Annotated in this window: 22 protein-coding genes; 21 read left to right on the forward strand and 1 reads right to left on the reverse strand. The window is 61.1% G+C overall.

Features of this window, described 5'->3' with window-relative positions; translation table 11 throughout:
* Positions 1–70: 70 nt before the first annotated feature.
* The 5 genes from rpsL (at position 71) to QF047_RS05220 (ending at position 4,782) form a co-directional block, all read left to right on the forward strand.
* Positions 71–445 (forward strand): 30S ribosomal protein S12, encoded by a 375-nt coding sequence (gene rpsL / locus QF047_RS05200; protein ID WP_306634852.1) that lies wholly within the window; start codon positions 71–73, stop codon positions 443–445.
* A 1-nt stretch (position 446) separates the two neighbouring features.
* A complete protein-coding gene (gene rpsG, locus QF047_RS05205; RefSeq protein WP_026531948.1) occupies positions 447–917 on the forward strand; it encodes a 30S ribosomal protein S7 in 471 nt (156 codons plus the stop codon).
* 69 nt (positions 918–986) lie between these two features.
* Positions 987–3,101 carry an elongation factor G gene (gene fusA, locus QF047_RS05210; protein ID WP_307274631.1) on the forward strand — a complete coding sequence of 705 codons (2,115 nt, stop codon included), beginning with the start codon at positions 987–989 and terminating at the stop codon, positions 3,099–3,101.
* A gap of 262 nt (positions 3,102–3,363) precedes the next feature.
* A complete protein-coding gene (gene tuf, locus QF047_RS05215; protein ID WP_104042541.1) occupies positions 3,364–4,554 on the forward strand; it encodes an elongation factor Tu in 1,191 nt (396 codons plus the stop codon).
* 102 nt (positions 4,555–4,656) lie between these two features.
* On the forward strand, positions 4,657–4,782 hold the full coding sequence (locus QF047_RS05220) for a hypothetical protein (protein ID WP_255470686.1): 126 nt from the start codon (positions 4,657–4,659) through the stop codon (positions 4,780–4,782).
* Positions 4,783–4,791: 9 nt separating this feature from the next.
* Here QF047_RS05220 and QF047_RS05225 read toward each other — a convergent pair whose 3' ends face one another.
* Positions 4,792–6,228 (reverse strand): GH1 family beta-glucosidase, encoded by a 1,437-nt coding sequence (locus tag QF047_RS05225; protein WP_307274634.1) that lies wholly within the window; start codon positions 6,226–6,228, stop codon positions 4,792–4,794.
* 383 nt (positions 6,229–6,611) lie between these two features.
* On the opposite strand from QF047_RS05225, the gene rpsJ reads away from it, so the two are divergent.
* From rpsJ to rplF, 16 genes are all read left to right on the forward strand, one after another.
* Positions 6,612–6,920 (forward strand): 30S ribosomal protein S10, encoded by a 309-nt coding sequence (rpsJ, locus tag QF047_RS05230; RefSeq protein WP_043119398.1) that lies wholly within the window; start codon positions 6,612–6,614, stop codon positions 6,918–6,920.
* Between the two features lie 17 nt (positions 6,921–6,937).
* Positions 6,938–7,588 carry a 50S ribosomal protein L3 gene (gene rplC / locus QF047_RS05235; RefSeq protein WP_013601833.1) on the forward strand — a complete coding sequence of 217 codons (651 nt, stop codon included), beginning with the start codon at positions 6,938–6,940 and terminating at the stop codon, positions 7,586–7,588.
* A gap of 4 nt (positions 7,589–7,592) precedes the next feature.
* Complete coding sequence (gene rplD / locus QF047_RS05240) at positions 7,593–8,216, forward strand: 50S ribosomal protein L4 (protein ID WP_306634846.1); 624 nt, start codon at positions 7,593–7,595, stop codon at positions 8,214–8,216.
* Positions 8,213–8,518 (forward strand): 50S ribosomal protein L23, encoded by a 306-nt coding sequence (gene rplW, locus QF047_RS05245; RefSeq protein WP_011692807.1) that lies wholly within the window; start codon positions 8,213–8,215, stop codon positions 8,516–8,518. Before rplD ends, rplW begins: the two co-directional genes overlap by 4 nt.
* Before the next feature lie 29 nt (positions 8,519–8,547).
* Positions 8,548–9,387 (forward strand): 50S ribosomal protein L2, encoded by an 840-nt coding sequence (rplB, locus tag QF047_RS05250; RefSeq protein WP_066293289.1) that lies wholly within the window; start codon positions 8,548–8,550, stop codon positions 9,385–9,387.
* A gap of 12 nt (positions 9,388–9,399) precedes the next feature.
* The gene (gene rpsS, locus QF047_RS05255; protein ID WP_011692805.1) at positions 9,400–9,681 is read left to right on the forward strand and encodes a 30S ribosomal protein S19; all 282 of its coding nucleotides are present in this window, start codon (positions 9,400–9,402) and stop codon (positions 9,679–9,681) included.
* 38 nt (positions 9,682–9,719) lie between these two features.
* A complete protein-coding gene (gene rplV / locus QF047_RS05260) occupies positions 9,720–10,085 on the forward strand; it encodes a 50S ribosomal protein L22 (RefSeq protein WP_306634843.1) in 366 nt (121 codons plus the stop codon).
* Positions 10,086–10,919, forward strand: a complete 834-nt coding sequence (gene rpsC, locus QF047_RS05265) for a 30S ribosomal protein S3 (protein WP_307274639.1) — start codon at positions 10,086–10,088, stop codon at positions 10,917–10,919.
* On the forward strand, positions 10,920–11,336 hold the full coding sequence (gene rplP, locus QF047_RS05270; protein WP_013601829.1) for a 50S ribosomal protein L16: 417 nt from the start codon (positions 10,920–10,922) through the stop codon (positions 11,334–11,336).
* 2 nt (positions 11,337–11,338) lie between these two features.
* Positions 11,339–11,668 (forward strand): 50S ribosomal protein L29, encoded by a 330-nt coding sequence (gene rpmC / locus QF047_RS05275; RefSeq protein WP_018760452.1) that lies wholly within the window; start codon positions 11,339–11,341, stop codon positions 11,666–11,668.
* Entirely contained in the window at positions 11,665–11,970 is a 306-nt protein-coding gene (rpsQ, locus tag QF047_RS05280) for a 30S ribosomal protein S17 (protein WP_091415064.1), read from the forward strand. The genes rpmC and rpsQ overlap by 4 nt, the downstream gene beginning before the upstream one ends.
* A 1,041-nt stretch (positions 11,971–13,011) precedes the next feature.
* Positions 13,012–13,380 (forward strand): 50S ribosomal protein L14, encoded by a 369-nt coding sequence (rplN, locus tag QF047_RS05285; protein WP_024366126.1) that lies wholly within the window; start codon positions 13,012–13,014, stop codon positions 13,378–13,380.
* A gap of 3 nt (positions 13,381–13,383) precedes the next feature.
* The gene (gene rplX / locus QF047_RS05290; protein WP_013601824.1) at positions 13,384–13,746 is read left to right on the forward strand and encodes a 50S ribosomal protein L24; all 363 of its coding nucleotides are present in this window, start codon (positions 13,384–13,386) and stop codon (positions 13,744–13,746) included.
* Positions 13,746–14,327, forward strand: a complete 582-nt coding sequence (rplE, locus tag QF047_RS05295; RefSeq protein WP_163161901.1) for a 50S ribosomal protein L5 — start codon at positions 13,746–13,748, stop codon at positions 14,325–14,327. The genes rplX and rplE overlap by 1 nt, the downstream gene beginning before the upstream one ends.
* Positions 14,328–14,412: 85 nt before the next feature.
* Positions 14,413–14,811: a 30S ribosomal protein S8 gene (gene rpsH / locus QF047_RS05300; protein WP_104042534.1), complete on the forward strand. Its 399-nt coding sequence runs from the start codon at positions 14,413–14,415 to the stop codon at positions 14,809–14,811.
* Positions 14,812–14,829: 18 nt separating this feature from the next.
* A complete protein-coding gene (rplF, locus tag QF047_RS05305) occupies positions 14,830–15,366 on the forward strand; it encodes a 50S ribosomal protein L6 (RefSeq protein WP_306634839.1) in 537 nt (178 codons plus the stop codon).
* The last annotated feature ends 2 nt before the right edge of the window (positions 15,367–15,368 follow it).

Raw genomic sequence — 15,368 nt, forward strand, 5'->3', positions numbered from 1 at the left:
CCAAAATCGGTGCAGTGACGGTTGACGCCTCGATGCGCCGGTAGAGATCAAACCAACGGAGAACACGAGAGTGCCTACGATTAACCAGCTGGTCCGCAAGGGCCGCACGCCGAAGGTCAAAAAGACCAAGGCTCCCGCGCTTGCCGGCAGCCCGATGCGCCGCGGTGTTTGCACCCGCGTTTACACGACCACCCCGAAGAAGCCGAACTCGGCTCTGCGTAAGGTGGCCCGTGTGCGCCTCAACGGCGGCATTGAAGTCACCGCCTACATCCCCGGTGTAGGACACAACCTGCAGGAGCACTCCATTGTGCTCGTCCGCGGTGGTCGTGTGAAGGACCTCCCGGGTGTCCGCTACAAGATCGTCCGTGGCGCCCTCGATACCCAGGGTGTGAAGAACCGTAAGCAGGCCCGCAGCCGCTACGGCGCAAAGATGGAGAAGAAGTAATATGCCTCGCAAGGGTCCGGCCCCCAAGCGGCCGCTCGTACTAGATCCCGTTTACGGCTCCCCGCTGGTTACCCAGCTCATCAACAAGGTGCTCGTTGACGGCAAGAAGTCCACTGCAGAGCGCATCGTCTACGGTGCCCTCGAAGGCGCCCGCGCCAAGTCCGGCGGCGACCCCGTAGCAGCCCTCAAGAAGGCCATGGACAACGTCAAGCCTTCCCTCGAGGTCCGCTCCCGCCGCGTCGGCGGCGCCACCTACCAGGTTCCGGTTGAGGTCAAGCCGGGCCGCTCCACCGCACTCGCCCTGCGCTGGCTGGTTGGCTACTCCAAGGCCCGCCGCGAAAAGACGATGACCGAGCGCCTCCAGAACGAAATCCTGGATGCCTCCAACGGTCTCGGTGCCGCTGTGAAGCGTCGCGAAGACACCCACAAGATGGCCGAGTCCAACAAGGCCTTCGCACACTACCGCTGGTAATACTTCCCGGACGCCGCCGGCTCTCACGGGCCGGCGGCGAACGTGTAGTCCATCCGAAAGGGAGACACCGTGGCACAGGACGTGCTTACCGACCTTAGTAAGGTCCGCAATATCGGCATCATGGCCCACATTGATGCCGGCAAGACCACCACCACCGAGCGCATCCTGTTCTACACGGGTGTGAACCACAAGATCGGCGAAACGCACGACGGCGCTTCGACGACTGACTGGATGGAACAGGAAAAGGAACGCGGCATCACCATCACGTCTGCCGCCGTGACCTGCTTCTGGGAAAACAACCAGATCAACATCATCGACACCCCCGGCCACGTTGACTTCACCGTTGAGGTTGAGCGCTCCCTGCGCGTCCTCGACGGTGCCGTTGCAGTCTTCGATGGCAAGGAAGGCGTTGAGCCGCAGTCTGAGACCGTTTGGCGCCAGGCTGACAAGTACAACGTTCCGCGCATCTGCTTCGTCAACAAGATGGACAAGCTCGGTGCCGACTTCTACTTCACCGTAGACACCATCATCAGCCGCCTGGGTGCCAAGCCGCTCGTTATGCAGCTGCCCATCGGTGCCGAGAACGACTTCATCGGCGTCGTGGACCTGCTCTACATGCGTGCACTGGTGTGGCCCGGCGATGCCAAGGGTGACGTCACCATGGGTGCCAAGTACGAGATCCAGGAGATCCCGGCTGACCTGCAGGCAAAGGCTGAGGAGTACCGCGCAGCGCTCGTTGAAGCCGTTGCAGAGTCCTCCGAAGAGCTCATGGAGAAGTACCTCGAAGGCGAAGAGATCTCGATTGACGAGCTCAAGGCCGGCATCCGCAAGATGACCATCAACTCCGAGCTGTACCCGGTGTTCTGTGGCTCCGCGTTCAAGAACCGTGGCGTTCAGCCCATGCTCGATGCAGTGGTGGACTACCTGCCGAACCCGCTCGACGTCCCCCCGATGGTCGGCCACGATCCTCGCGACGAAGAGAAGGAACTGACCCGCAAGCCTTCCTCTGAAGAGCCGTTCTCCGCTCTGGCCTTCAAGATCGCTGCACACCCCTTCTTCGGCCAGCTCACCTTCATCCGCGTGTACTCCGGTCACGTGGAAGCAGGCGCCCAGGTGGTCAACTCCACCAAGGGCAAGAAGGAGCGCATCGGCAAGCTGTTCCAGATGCACGCCAACAAGGAAATGCCTGTTGAGGGCGCTACCGCCGGCCACATCTATGCAGCCATCGGTCTGAAGGACACCACCACGGGTGACACCCTGTGTGATTCCAGCAACCAGATCGTGCTCGAGTCCATGAGCTTCCCGGAGCCCGTGATCTCGGTCGCCATCGAGCCGAACACCAAGGGTGACCAGGAGAAGCTCTCCACGGCCATCCAGAAGCTCTCGGCTGAGGACCCCACCTTCCAGGTGTCCCTCAACGAAGACACCGGCCAGACCATCATCGCCGGCATGGGCGAGCTCCACCTGGACATCCTGGTGGACCGCATGCGCCGCGAGTTCAAGGTCGAGGCAAACGTGGGCAAGCCCCAGGTTGCTTACCGCGAAACCATCAAGCGCGCCGTCGAACGCCACGACTACACGCACAAGAAGCAGACCGGTGGTTCGGGCCAGTTCGCAAAGATCCAGATTGCGATCGAGCCGATGGACACCTCCGAGGGCGAGCTGTACGAGTTCGAGAACAAGGTCACCGGTGGCCGCGTTCCCCGCGAGTACATCCCGTCGGTTGACGCCGGTATCCAGGATGCACTGAACGACGGCGTCCTGGCCGGTTACCCGGTTGTCGGCATCAAGGCCACGCTGATTGACGGCGCGTACCACGATGTTGACTCCTCGGAAATGGCGTTCAAGATCGCCGGCCGTATGGCTTTCAAGGAAGCCGCACGCAAGGCGAACCCGGTTCTGCTCGAACCGCTGATGGATGTCGAGGTCCGCACCCCTGAGGAATACATGGGTGAAGTTATCGGTGACCTCAACTCCCGCCGTGGCCAGATGCAGTCCATGGAAGATGCACAGGGCGTCAAGGTTATCCGTGCGCACGTTCCGCTGTCCGGCATGTTCGGCTACATCGGTGACCTGCGTTCGAAGACCCAGGGCCGTGCTGTTTACTCCATGACGTTCAACAGCTACGCCGAGGTCCCGAAGGCAGTTGCCGACGAGATCATCCAGAAGACCCGCGGCGAATAGTCTTCGGACTTTCGCAGCGAACAAATTCGGGTGCGCTTGCCGGTAACGGAAAGCACAGCCGGTGCAGGTGGCCGGGTACGGTCGGATCCATCCGGTCAAGCCGGTTCCCGGCCATCTGCACGAACAGGCTCTAGGGACTAGTATTAGTTCCTGAATCTGCAATTTCACCAATCCAAAGCCCCCCAAGTAGACTTACCTGAGTTTCTGCCGCGACAAGCGCGGTTGAAGGGTATGTCATTTGAAAACGTTCTAGGAGGAACCTGTGGCAAAGGCAAAGTTCGAGCGGACTAAGCCGCACGTTAACATCGGCACCATTGGTCACGTTGACCACGGTAAGACGACGTTGACGGCCGCCATTTCCAAGGTGCTGTACGACAAGTACCCGACTCTCAACGAGAAGCGTGACTTCGCGTCGATCGACTCTGCTCCCGAAGAGCGTCAGCGCGGCATTACCATCAACATCTCCCACGTTGAGTACCAGACCGAGAAGCGCCACTACGCACACGTAGACGCTCCGGGTCACGCTGACTACATCAAGAACATGATCACCGGTGCTGCCCAGATGGACGGTGCAATCCTCGTGGTTGCCGCCACTGACGGCCCGATGGCACAGACCCGCGAGCACGTTCTGCTCGCCCGCCAGGTTGGTGTTCCCTACCTGCTGGTCGCGCTGAACAAGTCCGACATGGTTGACGATGAGGAACTGCTGGACCTCGTTGAAATGGAAGTTCGTGAGCTCCTGAGCTCCCAGGGCTTCGATGGCGACGAAGCACCGGTTGTTCGCGTTTCCGGCCTGAAGGCCCTGGAAGGCGACCCCGAGTGGGTCAAGTCCGTTGAGGACCTGATGGCAGCTGTGGATGAGTCCGTTCCGGACCCCATCCGCGACCGCGACAAGCCCTTCCTGATGCCGATCGAAGACGTCTTCACCATCACCGGCCGTGGCACCGTTGTTACGGGCCGCGCCGAGCGTGGAACCCTCGCCATCAACTCCGAGGTCGAGATCGTCGGCATCCGCCCGGTCCAGAAGACCACGGTTACCGGTATCGAGATGTTCCACAAGCAGCTCGACGAAGCATGGGCCGGCGAGAACTGTGGCCTCCTGCTCCGCGGTCTGAAGCGCGACGATGTCGAGCGTGGCCAGGTTGTCGTCAAGCCGGGTTCCATCACCCCGCACACCGACTTCGAGGCTAACGTCTACATCCTCTCCAAGGACGAAGGCGGGCGTCACAACCCGTTCTACTCCAACTACCGCCCGCAGTTCTACTTCCGTACCACGGACGTAACCGGCGTTATCACCCTGCCCGAGGGCACGGAAATGGTTATGCCTGGCGACAACACTGAGATGACCGTTGCGCTCATCCAGCCCATCGCTATGGAAGAGGGCCTCGGCTTCGCAATCCGCGAAGGCGGCCGCACCGTTGGTTCAGGACGCGTTACCAAGATCAACAAGTAATTCTTGCTGAACTGAAGGACGGCCCCGCTGCTTATGCAGCGGGGCCGTTCCTTTTGTTTAAGCAGTCCCCTGATACTGTTGCTGGACCGAAAGGAGTTCATCATGGGATGGCTTATTTTCCTGATCATCGCGGTTGCGGTGGTGGCCGGTGTGTTCTGGGCCAAGAAGCACTTCCGCCACGAGATTGACCGCGCCAAGCGGATCAACCGGGCGAACAAAAACCAGTAGGCAGGGACGCTAACCCTGAAGGGCCCGCCGGGCCTTGCTCAACTCCTGGTACCAGTAGAACGACTCTTTCGGGGTTCTCTCCTGCGTCTCAAAGTCGACGTGAATTAACCCGAATCGTTGGGAGTACCCTGCGGCCCATTCGAAATTGTCCATCAGGGTCCACACGTAGTAGCCCCGCAGGTCCACCCCTGACGCGGGGCCGCCGGGAGACGTCGCATCCAGCGCAGCCCGCAGGTGCGATGAAAGGTAGTGCACCCGGTCCTCATCCTGAAGGGGGCCGGACACCTGGTCAGGTTCGGGGAAACTCGCTCCGCCTTCTGTGATGTACACCGGCGGCAGCGCCTCCCCGTACCGGTCCTGCAGCTCCTTCAGCAGGACGCCAAGGTGGTCGGGAGCCACTGGCCACCCGAACCCGGTGCTGCTGTACTCGGGATACCCCACTTCGTGGAAGGGGAGCCGGGCCACGGCCTTGTGCGTATTAGCCGGAATAGGGGTCACGCCGCGGCCCAGAGCCACCTTCACGGGGAAGTAGTAATTGAGGCCGTAGAAATCCAGCGGCTGGTGGATGGTGCGCAGGTCTGCATCGGAGATCCGGCCGATGGACCGAAGCCACGGCCTGGCATACAGCGGCAGGCTGGGATAGCGGCCCAGCAGGACGGGGTCTGCGTAGATCCTGTTCATCAGCAGGTCGTACATCCGGGCCACCAGCCTGTCCCCGGGCTTCTTCGAGGCTGCATGGATCGGCGAGTGCAGGTTGGTGACACCCACACCCCCCTTGACTCCGGCAGCGCGCAGCGCCTGCGCCCCGAGTCCATGCGCAAGAAGCTGGTGGTGGATGGACGGCAGGGCGTCAAACATGAGCGTATGGCCCGGGGCGTGGACGCCCAGGGCGTAACCGTTCAGCGTGACCGAGACCGGTTCGTTGAGCGTGACCCACTGGGCCACGCGGTCCCCGTAGCGTTGCCCCGCCGCAGCGGCATACTCACCGAACCGTTCGGCTGTTTCGCGGTTCATCCAGCCGCCGCGGTGTTCCAGCGGCAGGGGAGTGTCCCAGTGATACAGCGTGGCCATGGGAGAGATCCCGGCCTCCAGCAGCTGGTCGATCAGCCGGTCATAGAAATCCAGCCCCTCGGCGTTGAAGCTTCCCCGGCCCTCCGGCTGGATCCTCGGCCAGGACAAGGAGAAGCGGTAGGAGTCCACGCCCAGCTCCTGCAGCAGGGCGATGTCCTCCGGGAGGCGGTTGTAGTGGTCGCAGGCCACGGCGGGGGAGTGCCCGTCCATAATGCTGCCGGGCTTCTCCGCGAAGGCGTCCCAGCCAGACGGTCCCCGGCCTCCGGCGCTCAGCGCTCCTTCGATCTGGAAGGCGGCTGCGGCCACCCCCAAAGTGAACGACGGCGGCATGCGGCTGGCCAGTTCCGTCACGGATTCGGTGCTTTCCAGCGTCATGCCCCTATCATCCGTTCCGGCGTTGCCGTTGGCAATGTTCCCGCCATCGGCTGCCGATAGGGCCGATTCGCTTCTGGAGCCAATATCCGGCATACTAGATGAGTTGTTCAAGCGCTTCTTCGCGTCCCGATCCGGATAATGCCGGGTGTCAGGGTCCAAGTGGAAGACCAAACATAACCCACTCCCCATGGATTAGCGGATTTGTATGCGTGCCAAGCGCGACACGCCCGACCGCGGGGGTCGGTTGCGCCGGCAAGGTGAGGAACCCGGATTCATCCGGATTCAGTTTGTGCGGCGGGTGGTAGTTACGACTTCAAATGCTTCGGCAGCCATACAACACGTAAGTAAACAGAGCAGCATTTACTGAAAGAGAGTCAGGCGACATGGCGGGACAAAAAATCCGCATCCGGCTGAAGTCATACGACCACGAGGTCATTGACACTTCAGCACGGAAGATCGTTGAGACGGTCACGCGCGCAGGCGCAACGGTAGTGGGCCCCGTGCCGCTGCCTACGGAGAAGAACGTGTACTGCGTGATCCGCTCTCCGCACAAGTACAAGGACAGCCGCGAGCACTTTGAAATGCGCACGCACAAGCGTCTTATCGACATCATCGATCCCACGCCGAAGGCTGTTGACTCGCTCATGCGTCTCGACCTGCCGGCAGACGTGAACATCGAAATCAAGCTGTAGGGAGGTGCTGAGAGACTATGACCGCAACCCGTAACGTAAAGGGCCTGCTGGGCACGAAGCTCGGCATGACCCAGGTCTGGGACGAGAACAACAAGCTCATCCCCGTCACTGTGGTCCAGGCAGATTCGAACGTCATCACCCAGCTGCGCAACGCAGAAGCTGATGGCTACGTAGCCGTTCAGATCGGCTACGGCCAGATCGATCCCCGCAAGGTCACCAAGCCGCTGGCTGGTCACTTTGAGAAGGCAGGCGTCACGCCTCGCCGCCACGTCGTCGAACTTCGTACCGCAGATGCTGCCGAGTACGAGCTGGGCCAGGAGCTCTCCGTAGAGGTCTTCGAAGCCGGCCAGAAGATCGACGTCATCGGCACCACCAAGGGTAAGGGCTTCGCCGGTGTTATGAAGCGTCACGGCTTCCACGGCGTTGGAGCTTCCCACGGTGCCCACAAGAACCACCGTAAGCCCGGTTCAATCGGTGGCGCATCCACCCCGAGCCGCGTCTTCAAGGGCATGAAAATGGCCGGCCGCATGGGCGCCGTTCGTCACACCACGCTGAACCTCACGGTTCACGCGGTTGACGTCGAGAAGTCGCTGCTCCTTATCAAGGGTGCCGTTCCCGGCGCCCGCGGCCAGGTCGTCCTCGTACGCACCGCCGTGAAGGGAGCCTAGTTCAATGGCTAACACTGTCCAGGTCAACCTGCCTGCAGAGATCTTCGACGTTCAGACCAACGTGCCGCTGCTGCACCAGGTTGTCGTTGCCCAGCTCGCTGCTGCTCGCCAGGGTACCCACAAGACCAAGACCCGCGCTGAAGTTTCCGGTGCAGGACGTAAGCCGTTCAAGCAGAAGGGCACCGGCCGCGCCCGTCAGGGTTCCATCCGTGCTCCGCACATGACCGGCGGTGGCGTTGTCCACGGTCCCACCCCGCGTGACTACAGCCAGCGCACCCCCAAGAAGATGATTGCTGCTGCACTGCGCGGCGCACTGTCTGACCGGGCGCGCAACGGACGCATCCACGTTGTTGCCGAACTGGTTGAGGGCACCAAGCCGTCCGCCAAGACTGCACTCGCAACGCTGCGCGGCGTTTCCGACCGCAAGAACCTGCTGGTTGTCATCGAGCGCGCCAACGACGTTGCTGCACTGTCCGTGCGCAACCTCGCCGGTGTTCACGTTCTGTACTCAGACCAGCTGAACACCTACGACGTTCTCGTGTCTGATGACGTTGTCTTCACCAAGGCTGCCTACGAAGCATTCGTTGCGGGCAAGGCAGTGGCAAAGAACGAGGAGGATGCCAAGTGAGTGCAGCCACCATCAAGGATCCCCGCGACGTCGTGCTTGCACCCGTCGTGTCGGAAAAGAGCTACGGCCTGATCGACGAGGGCAAGTACACCTTCCTGGTGGACCCCCGTTCGAACAAGACCGAGATCAAGCTGGCCGTGGAGAAGATTTTCTCCGTCAAGGTCGAATCGATCAACACCATCAACCGTGCCGGTAAGCGCAAGCGCACCAAATTCGGATGGGGTACCCGCAAGAACACCAAGCGTGCGATTGTCACCCTCAAAGAAGGCACTATCGACATCTTCGGCGGTCCGCTCGCGTAGCGGAGACCACTTTAACGAGGAAATAAATTATGGGAATCCGTAAATACAAGCCGACTACCCCGGGCCGTCGTGGCTCGAGCGTAGCGGACTTCACCGAAATTACGCGGTCGACGCCGGAAAAGTCGTTGGTACGTCCGCTGCCCAAAAAGGGCGGCCGTAACAACACCGGTAAGATCACCACCCGTCACAAGGGTGGCGGACACAAGCGCCAGTACCGTCTGATCGACTTCCGTCGCCACGACAAGGACGGCGTTGACGCCCGCGTTGCTGAAATCGAGTACGATCCGAACCGCACGGCTCGCATCGCCCTCCTGCACTACGTTGATGGCACCAAGCGTTACATCATCGCCCCGAACAAGCTGTCCCAGGGTGACTTCGTAGAGGCAGGTGCCAACGCTGACATCAAGCCTGGCAACAACCTGCCCCTGCGCAACATCCCGGTGGGTACCGTTATCCACGCAGTTGAACTGCGTCCGGGTGGCGGCGCCAAGATGGGCCGCTCCGCCGGTGCATCCATCCAGCTCGTCGCCAAGGAAGGCCGCTTCGCCCAGCTGCGTCTGCCTTCCGGTGAAATCCGCAACGTTGACGTGCGCTGCCGCGCAACCGTCGGCGAGGTGGGCAACGCCGAGCAGTCGAACATCAACTGGGGCAAGGCCGGCCGTATGCGCTGGAAGGGCGTCCGCCCGACCGTCCGTGGTGTCGCCATGAACCCGGTTGACCACCCGCACGGTGGTGGCGAGGGTAAGACGTCCGGTGGACGTAACCCCGTCAACCCGAACGGTAAGCGGGAAGGCCGCACGCGCCGCCCCAACAAAGAGAGCGACAAGCTAATTGTTCGTCGCCGTCGTACTGGCAAGAACAAGCGATAGGAGCCTGGACACATGCCACGCAGCCTGAAAAAAGGTCCTTTCGTTGACCAGCACCTCTTTGTGAAGGTGGACAGGGAAAACGAAAAGGGCACCAAGAACGTCATCAAGACCTGGTCCCGCCGTTCGATGATCATCCCCGACATGCTCGGGCACACGATCGCCGTACACGACGGACGCAAGCACATCCCGGTGTTTGTCACTGAGTCGATGGTCGGGCACAAGCTCGGCGAATTCGCTCCCACGCGGACATTCCGCGGCCATGTCAAGGACGACCGTAAGGGCAAGCGCCGCTAGGCGCCTGCACTTACGTCAAAGACGAGAGAAGGAAAGCAATGGAAGCCAAGGCAATTGCGCGCCACATCCGCGTAACGCCTATGAAGGCCCGGCGCGTCGTCAACCTTGTTCGTGGTTTGCAAGCGAATGAGGCTCTGGCAATTCTGAAGTTTGCCCCGCAGGCAGCTTCGGAGCCGGTATTCAAGGTAGTTCAGTCGGCAATCTCCAACGCCCGGGTCCTCGCGGACCGCGACGGCGTGGCGTTTGACGAAGGCGACCTCATCATCAGCGCAGCGTTTGTTGATGAAGGCCCGACCATGAAGCGGTTCCAGCCGCGTGCCCAGGGTCGTGCATTTCAGATCAAGAAGCGCACCAGCCACATCACCGTGGTAGTCGCTACCCCGGAGAAAGAGGAGGCTCGCTAAGTGGGACAGAAAGTAAACCCGCATGGGTTCCGACTCGGCATCACCACCGATCACGTATCGCACTGGTTCGCTGACAGCACCAAGGTTGGCCAGCGGTACAAGGACTTCGTTCGCGAGGACATCCGCATCCGCCAGCTCATGTCCACGGGCATGGAGCGCGCCGGTATCGCCAAGGTTGAGATCGAGCGCACCCGTGACCGTGTCCGCGTGGACATCCACACGGCCCGCCCGGGCATCGTCATCGGCCGCCGTGGAGCAGAAGCAGACCGCATCCGCGGCGAGCTCGAAAAGCTCACCGGCAAGCAGGTCCAGCTGAACATCCTCGAGGTCAAGAACCCCGAGATGGAAGCACAGCTTGTTGCCCAGGGCGTTGCTGAGCAGCTGACTTCACGTGTGGCATTCCGCCGCGCTATGAAGAAGGCCATGCAGTCCGCACAGCGTGCAGGTGCCAAGGGCATCCGTATCGCCTGCTCGGGTCGACTGGGTGGCGCTGAAATGTCCCGCTCGGAGTTCTACCGCGAAGGCCGTGTGCCCCTGCACACCCTCCGCGCGAACATCGACTACGGCTTCTACGAAGCCAAGACCACCTTCGGCCGCATTGGCGTGAAGGTCTGGATCTACAAGGGCGACGTCACCGCCAAGGAACTGGCCCAGCAGGCCGCTTCCGCCCCGTCCCGTGGACGTGGCCCCAGCGATCGCCCGGGCCGCCCGGGTGGCGCTGACCGTGGTGACCGCCGCCGTCGCAACGACCGTCCGGCCGCCGACGCAGCTCCTGCTGCAGAGGCTCCGGCCGCTGAAGCTGCTGCTCCGGCAGTAGAAGGAGGACAGGCTTAAATGCTTATCCCACGTCGAGTCAAGCACCGTAAGCAGCACCACCCGGGTCGTTCCGGCGCTGCTACGGGCGGCACCAAGGTCTCCTTCGGTGAGTACGGCATCCAGGCCCTGAGCCCGGCATACGTCACGAACCGTCAGATCGAATCCGCTCGTATCGCGATGACCCGCCACATCAAGCGTGGCGGTAAGGTCTGGATCAACATCTACCCGGACCGTCCCCTCACCAAGAAGCCTGCCGAAACCCGCATGGGTTCCGGTAAGGGTTCACCGGAATGGTGGGTCGCAAACGTCAAGCCGGGTCGCGTTCTCTTTGAGATCTCCGGCGTCGAAGAATCGGTAGCTCGCGAGGCACTGCGCCTGGCAATCCACAAGCTCCCGTTGAAGGCACGCATTCTGCGTCGCGAAGGTGGTGAATAGAAATGGCAGTAGGATCCAAGGATCTGGCTCCCGCACAGCTGGACGGTTTCGACAACGAGCGTCTCGTTGAAGAACTCCGCAAGGCCAAGGAAGAGCTGTTCAACCTGCGTTTCCAGTCCGCCACCGGACAGCTGGAGAACCACGGTCGGCTGCGCGCGGTAAAGAAGGACATCGCCCGCATCTACACCGTTCTCCGTGAGCGCGAGCTGGGCATTCGTGCTGAGGTTGCCGCACCTGTTGTGGAAGCCAAAGAAGAGAAGAAGTCCAAGAAGGCTGCAACCAAGAAGGCCGAGAAGGCTGAAACGGTTGAGACCGAGGAGGATGCCAAGTGAGTGAAAAGGACCAGAACGTGACCGAAACTGCTACCGCAGCCACGGCTGAGCAGCGCGGTTACCGCAAGACGCGTCGCGGCTATGTGGTCTCGGACAAGATGGAAAAGACCATCGTTGTCCAGGTTGAAGACCGCGTGAAGCACGCACTGTACGGCAAGGTCATCCGCCGTACCTCCAAGGTCAAGGCACACGACGAAGAGAACACCGCCGGCATCGGCGACCTCGTTGTCATCGCCGAGACCCGTCCGCTGTCCGCCACCAAGAACTGGCGGCTCGTGGAAATCCTCGAGAAGGCCAAGTAGCACCTGCTGCTTAGCCGGAAGCCCCTGCTCCCTTGGAGCGGGGGCTTCCTCGTTTAACCGGGTTGCCGTCACGATGGCCCACTTTTGCAGGGCGGACGACGACGGCGGGGGCGTCTTTCCGGGGGAAGCGGAACCAAAAGTGGGCTAGAAGGTTGCCGTGCGTGACGCCGTCGTCCGTCCCGCCCCAACGCCCCATCACCTCGCGTCGCCTTTTAGGGGACGCCCCATCACTTCCCGTCGCCCTTTGAAGAACGCGCCATCACCTCTCTTTGGGGTGGCAGGAGGTGATGGCGCGTGGCGGGAAACCCTGCAGGTGGTGATGGCGCGTCTGACGGTGTCAGGCTGGCCCACTTTTGCGGGGCGGACGACGGCGGCGGGGCGTCTTTCCGGGGGGAAGCGGCACCAAAAGTGGGCTAGAAGGTTGCCGTGCGTGACGCCGTCGTCCGTCCCGCCCCGCAACGCTCTCTCACTTAACACCGGATTTTGGCCAACGCTCTCTCACTTCGCTAAGAAAAGTGAGCGAGCGTCAGCAGAAAAGGCGCATCGAGTGAGAGAGCGTCTCAATATTTTCGGCAGGAGGTGATGGCGCGTGGCGGAAACCCTGCAGGAGGTGATGGCGCGTCTGACGGTCAGGGTGGCGCAACTTTTGCGGGACGGACGACGGCGGCGGGGCGTCTTTCCGGGGGAAGCGGCACCAAAAGTGGGCTAAAAGGTTGCCGTGCGTGACGCCGTCGTCCGTCTTGCGGGGGAGCCCTGGCGGTGATATGGGGATGGGCGGAAAACGTGCTAGGATATTGAGTTTGTATGGCGCCTTTCGCGCGCCGTCATCAACCTCGTAAACAAGCGTGCCACGGCATAGTGCCCCCTTGCGCCCAGGACCTGTCCTGGACCGGATGGGAGCAACTGCTTCTGGCACGGGCGTTTAGGCCTGGTCTGGCAAAATCCAGGCAGGTCAAGAGACACCCCGATCAACCGTTCCGCAAGGCTCATTCCGTAGGAAGATTTTCGGTCTGAGAACCGGCGCGACGCAAGGAGTAAATAGTGATTCAGCAGGAGTCGCGACTCAAGGTCGCCGACAACACGGGTGCTAAGGAAATCCTTACCATTCGCGTTCTCGGTGGATCTGGCCGTCGCTACGCAGGCATTGGCGACGTCATTGTCGCAACCGTCAAGGACGCAATCCCGGGCGGCAACGTAAAGAAGGGCGATGTTGTCAAGGCAGTCATCGTCCGTACCAAGAAGGAACGCCGCCGTGCGGATGGTTCCTACATCAAGTTTGACGAGAACGCAGCTGTGATCCTGAAGGCTGACGGTGACCCCCGCGGTACCCGTATCTTCGGACCGGTTGGTCGTGAACTCCGTGACAAGAAGTTCATGAAGATCGTTTCTCTGGCTCCGGAGGTGCTCTAGTCCATGGCTGCAAAGATCAAGAAGGGTGACCTCGTTCAGGTCATCACTGGCGCCAAGGCTGAGCGCGGCGGCGACCGCGGCAAGCAGGGCAAGGTCCTGCGCGTGTTCACCGACACCAATCGCGTGTTGGTTGAAGGCATCAACCGCGTCACCAAGCACACCAAGGTCGGTCAGTCGCAGCGCGGCACCAAGACCGGTGGCATCGAGGTTGTTGAAGCTCCGATCCACATCTCCAACGTGGCTCTGGTAGACCCCTCCACCAAGAAGCCCACCCGCGTCGGCTTCCGCACTGAAACCGTTGAGCGCAACGGCAAGCAGCGCGAAGTGCGCATCCGCGTGGCCAAGAGCTCGGGGAAGGACATCTAATGACTGAGACTCTCGAGACTCCGGCAACGAAGATCGTTCCTCGTCTGAAGACCAAGTACGCCGATTCCATCAAGAGCACGCTCATTGAGGAATTCAAGTACGAAAACGTCAACCAGGTTCCCCGCCTGGTGAAGGTCGTTGTGAACATGGGTGTTGGAGATGCCGCCAAGGACTCCAAGCTGATCGACGGCGCTGTCCGCGACCTGACCCAGATCACCGGCCAGAAGCCGCAGGTAACCAAGGCCCGCAAGTCCATCGCACAGTTCAAGCTGCGCGAAGGCATGCCCATCGGTGCACACGCTACCCTCCGTGGCGACCGTATGTGGGAATTCCTGGACCGCCTCGTGACCCTCGCACTGCCCCGCATCAGGGACTTCCGTGGTCTCTCCGGCAAGCAGTTCGACGGTAACGGCAACTACACCTTCGGTCTGACCGAACAGGTTATGTTCCACGAGATCGACCAGGACAAGATCGACCGCGTCCGCGGTATGGACATCACGGTTGTCACCACTGCCAAGACCGATGACGAAGGCCGCGCGCTGCTCAAAGCGCTTGGTTTCCCGTTCAAGGCCGAAGACTAAACCAACTACATAAAAGGTCCGGCGGTACGGCTTCACACCGAAGCCAGCCCGCGGAAACCGTTATGAGGAAGGGCAAGAGCCCACCATGACAATGACAGATCCTGTCGCAGATATGCTTACGCGTTTGCGCAATGCAAACTCGGCATACCACGATTCCGTGTCCATGCCGTACAGCAAGCTCAAGGCACGCGTTGCTGACATCCTTAAGGCAGAAGGCTTCATCGCCAGCTGGAAGGAAGAAGACGCTGAGGTTGGCAAGAAGCTGACCATCGAGCTCAAGTTCGGACCGAACCGCGAGCGTTCAATCGCTGGCGTTCGCCGTATTTCCAAGCCGGGCCTGCGTGTTTACGCAAAGTCCACCAACCTGCCGCACGTGCTGGGTGGCCTGGGTGTCGCAATCCTGTCCACCTCTTCCGGCCTCCTGACTGACAAGCAGGCCGGCAAGAAGGGCGTGGGCGGCGAAGTCCTCGCTTACGTCTGGTAACGGGAAAGGAAGAGAATAATGTCACGTATTGGACGTCTCCCCATCACCGTTCCTGCCGGCGTTGAGGTCAAGGTTGACGGCTCTGTCGTCAGCGTCAAGGGCACCAAGGGCGAGCTGAACCACACTGTGGCCAGCCCGATCGAGGTCTCCCTGGATGCAGACACCCTGACTGTCGCCCGCCCGAACGACGAGCGCGCCTCCCGTTCACTCCATGGCCTGACCCGCACCCTGATCTCCAACATGATCGAGGGCGTTACCAAGGGCTACGAGAAGAAGCTTGAAATCGTCGGTACCGGTTACCGCGTTCAGGCCAAGGGATCTGACCTTGAGTTCGCTCTTGGTTTCAGCCACCCGGTAAATGTCTCCGCACCGGAGGGCATCACCTTTGCAGTTGAGACCCCGACCAAGCTCTCTGTTTCAGGTATCAACAAGCAGCAGGTCGGCGAGGTTGCTGCCAACATTCGCAAGCTTCGGAAGCCGGACCCCTATAAGGGCAAGGGCATCCGTTACGCCGGCGAAGTCATCCGCCGCAAGGTCGGAAAGGCTGGTAAGTAACC

Source organism: Arthrobacter sp. W4I7, from assembly GCF_030816215.1.
In the GTDB taxonomy this organism is placed as follows: Bacteria; Actinomycetota; Actinomycetes; order Actinomycetales; family Micrococcaceae; genus Arthrobacter; species Arthrobacter siccitolerans_A.

Excerpts from the sequence above, each read along its gene's own strand:
- rpsG (WP_026531948.1), top strand. The coding sequence starts at position 447 with ATGCCTCGCAAGGGTCCGGCCCCCAAGCGGCCGCTCGTACTAGATCCC.
- QF047_RS05225 (WP_307274634.1), bottom strand. The coding sequence starts at position 6,228 with ATGACGCTGGAAAGCACCGAATCCGTGACGGAACTGGCCAGCCGCATG.
- rplB (WP_066293289.1), top strand. The coding sequence starts at position 8,548 with ATGGGAATCCGTAAATACAAGCCGACTACCCCGGGCCGTCGTGGCTCG.
- QF047_RS05220 (WP_255470686.1), top strand. The coding sequence starts at position 4,657 with ATGGGATGGCTTATTTTCCTGATCATCGCGGTTGCGGTGGTGGCCGGT.
- rpmC (WP_018760452.1), top strand. The coding sequence starts at position 11,339 with ATGGCAGTAGGATCCAAGGATCTGGCTCCCGCACAGCTGGACGGTTTC.
- rplP (WP_013601829.1), top strand. The coding sequence starts at position 10,920 with ATGCTTATCCCACGTCGAGTCAAGCACCGTAAGCAGCACCACCCGGGT.
- rpsS (WP_011692805.1), top strand. The coding sequence starts at position 9,400 with ATGCCACGCAGCCTGAAAAAAGGTCCTTTCGTTGACCAGCACCTCTTT.
- rplD (WP_306634846.1), top strand. The coding sequence starts at position 7,593 with ATGGCTAACACTGTCCAGGTCAACCTGCCTGCAGAGATCTTCGACGTT.
- rpsJ (WP_043119398.1), top strand. The coding sequence starts at position 6,612 with ATGGCGGGACAAAAAATCCGCATCCGGCTGAAGTCATACGACCACGAG.
- rplF (WP_306634839.1), top strand. The coding sequence starts at position 14,830 with ATGTCACGTATTGGACGTCTCCCCATCACCGTTCCTGCCGGCGTTGAG.
- rplX (WP_013601824.1), top strand. The coding sequence starts at position 13,384 with ATGGCTGCAAAGATCAAGAAGGGTGACCTCGTTCAGGTCATCACTGGC.
- rplC (WP_013601833.1), top strand. The coding sequence starts at position 6,938 with ATGACCGCAACCCGTAACGTAAAGGGCCTGCTGGGCACGAAGCTCGGC.
- rplV (WP_306634843.1), top strand. The coding sequence starts at position 9,720 with ATGGAAGCCAAGGCAATTGCGCGCCACATCCGCGTAACGCCTATGAAG.
- rpsH (WP_104042534.1), top strand. The coding sequence starts at position 14,413 with ATGACAATGACAGATCCTGTCGCAGATATGCTTACGCGTTTGCGCAAT.
- rplE (WP_163161901.1), top strand. The coding sequence starts at position 13,746 with ATGACTGAGACTCTCGAGACTCCGGCAACGAAGATCGTTCCTCGTCTG.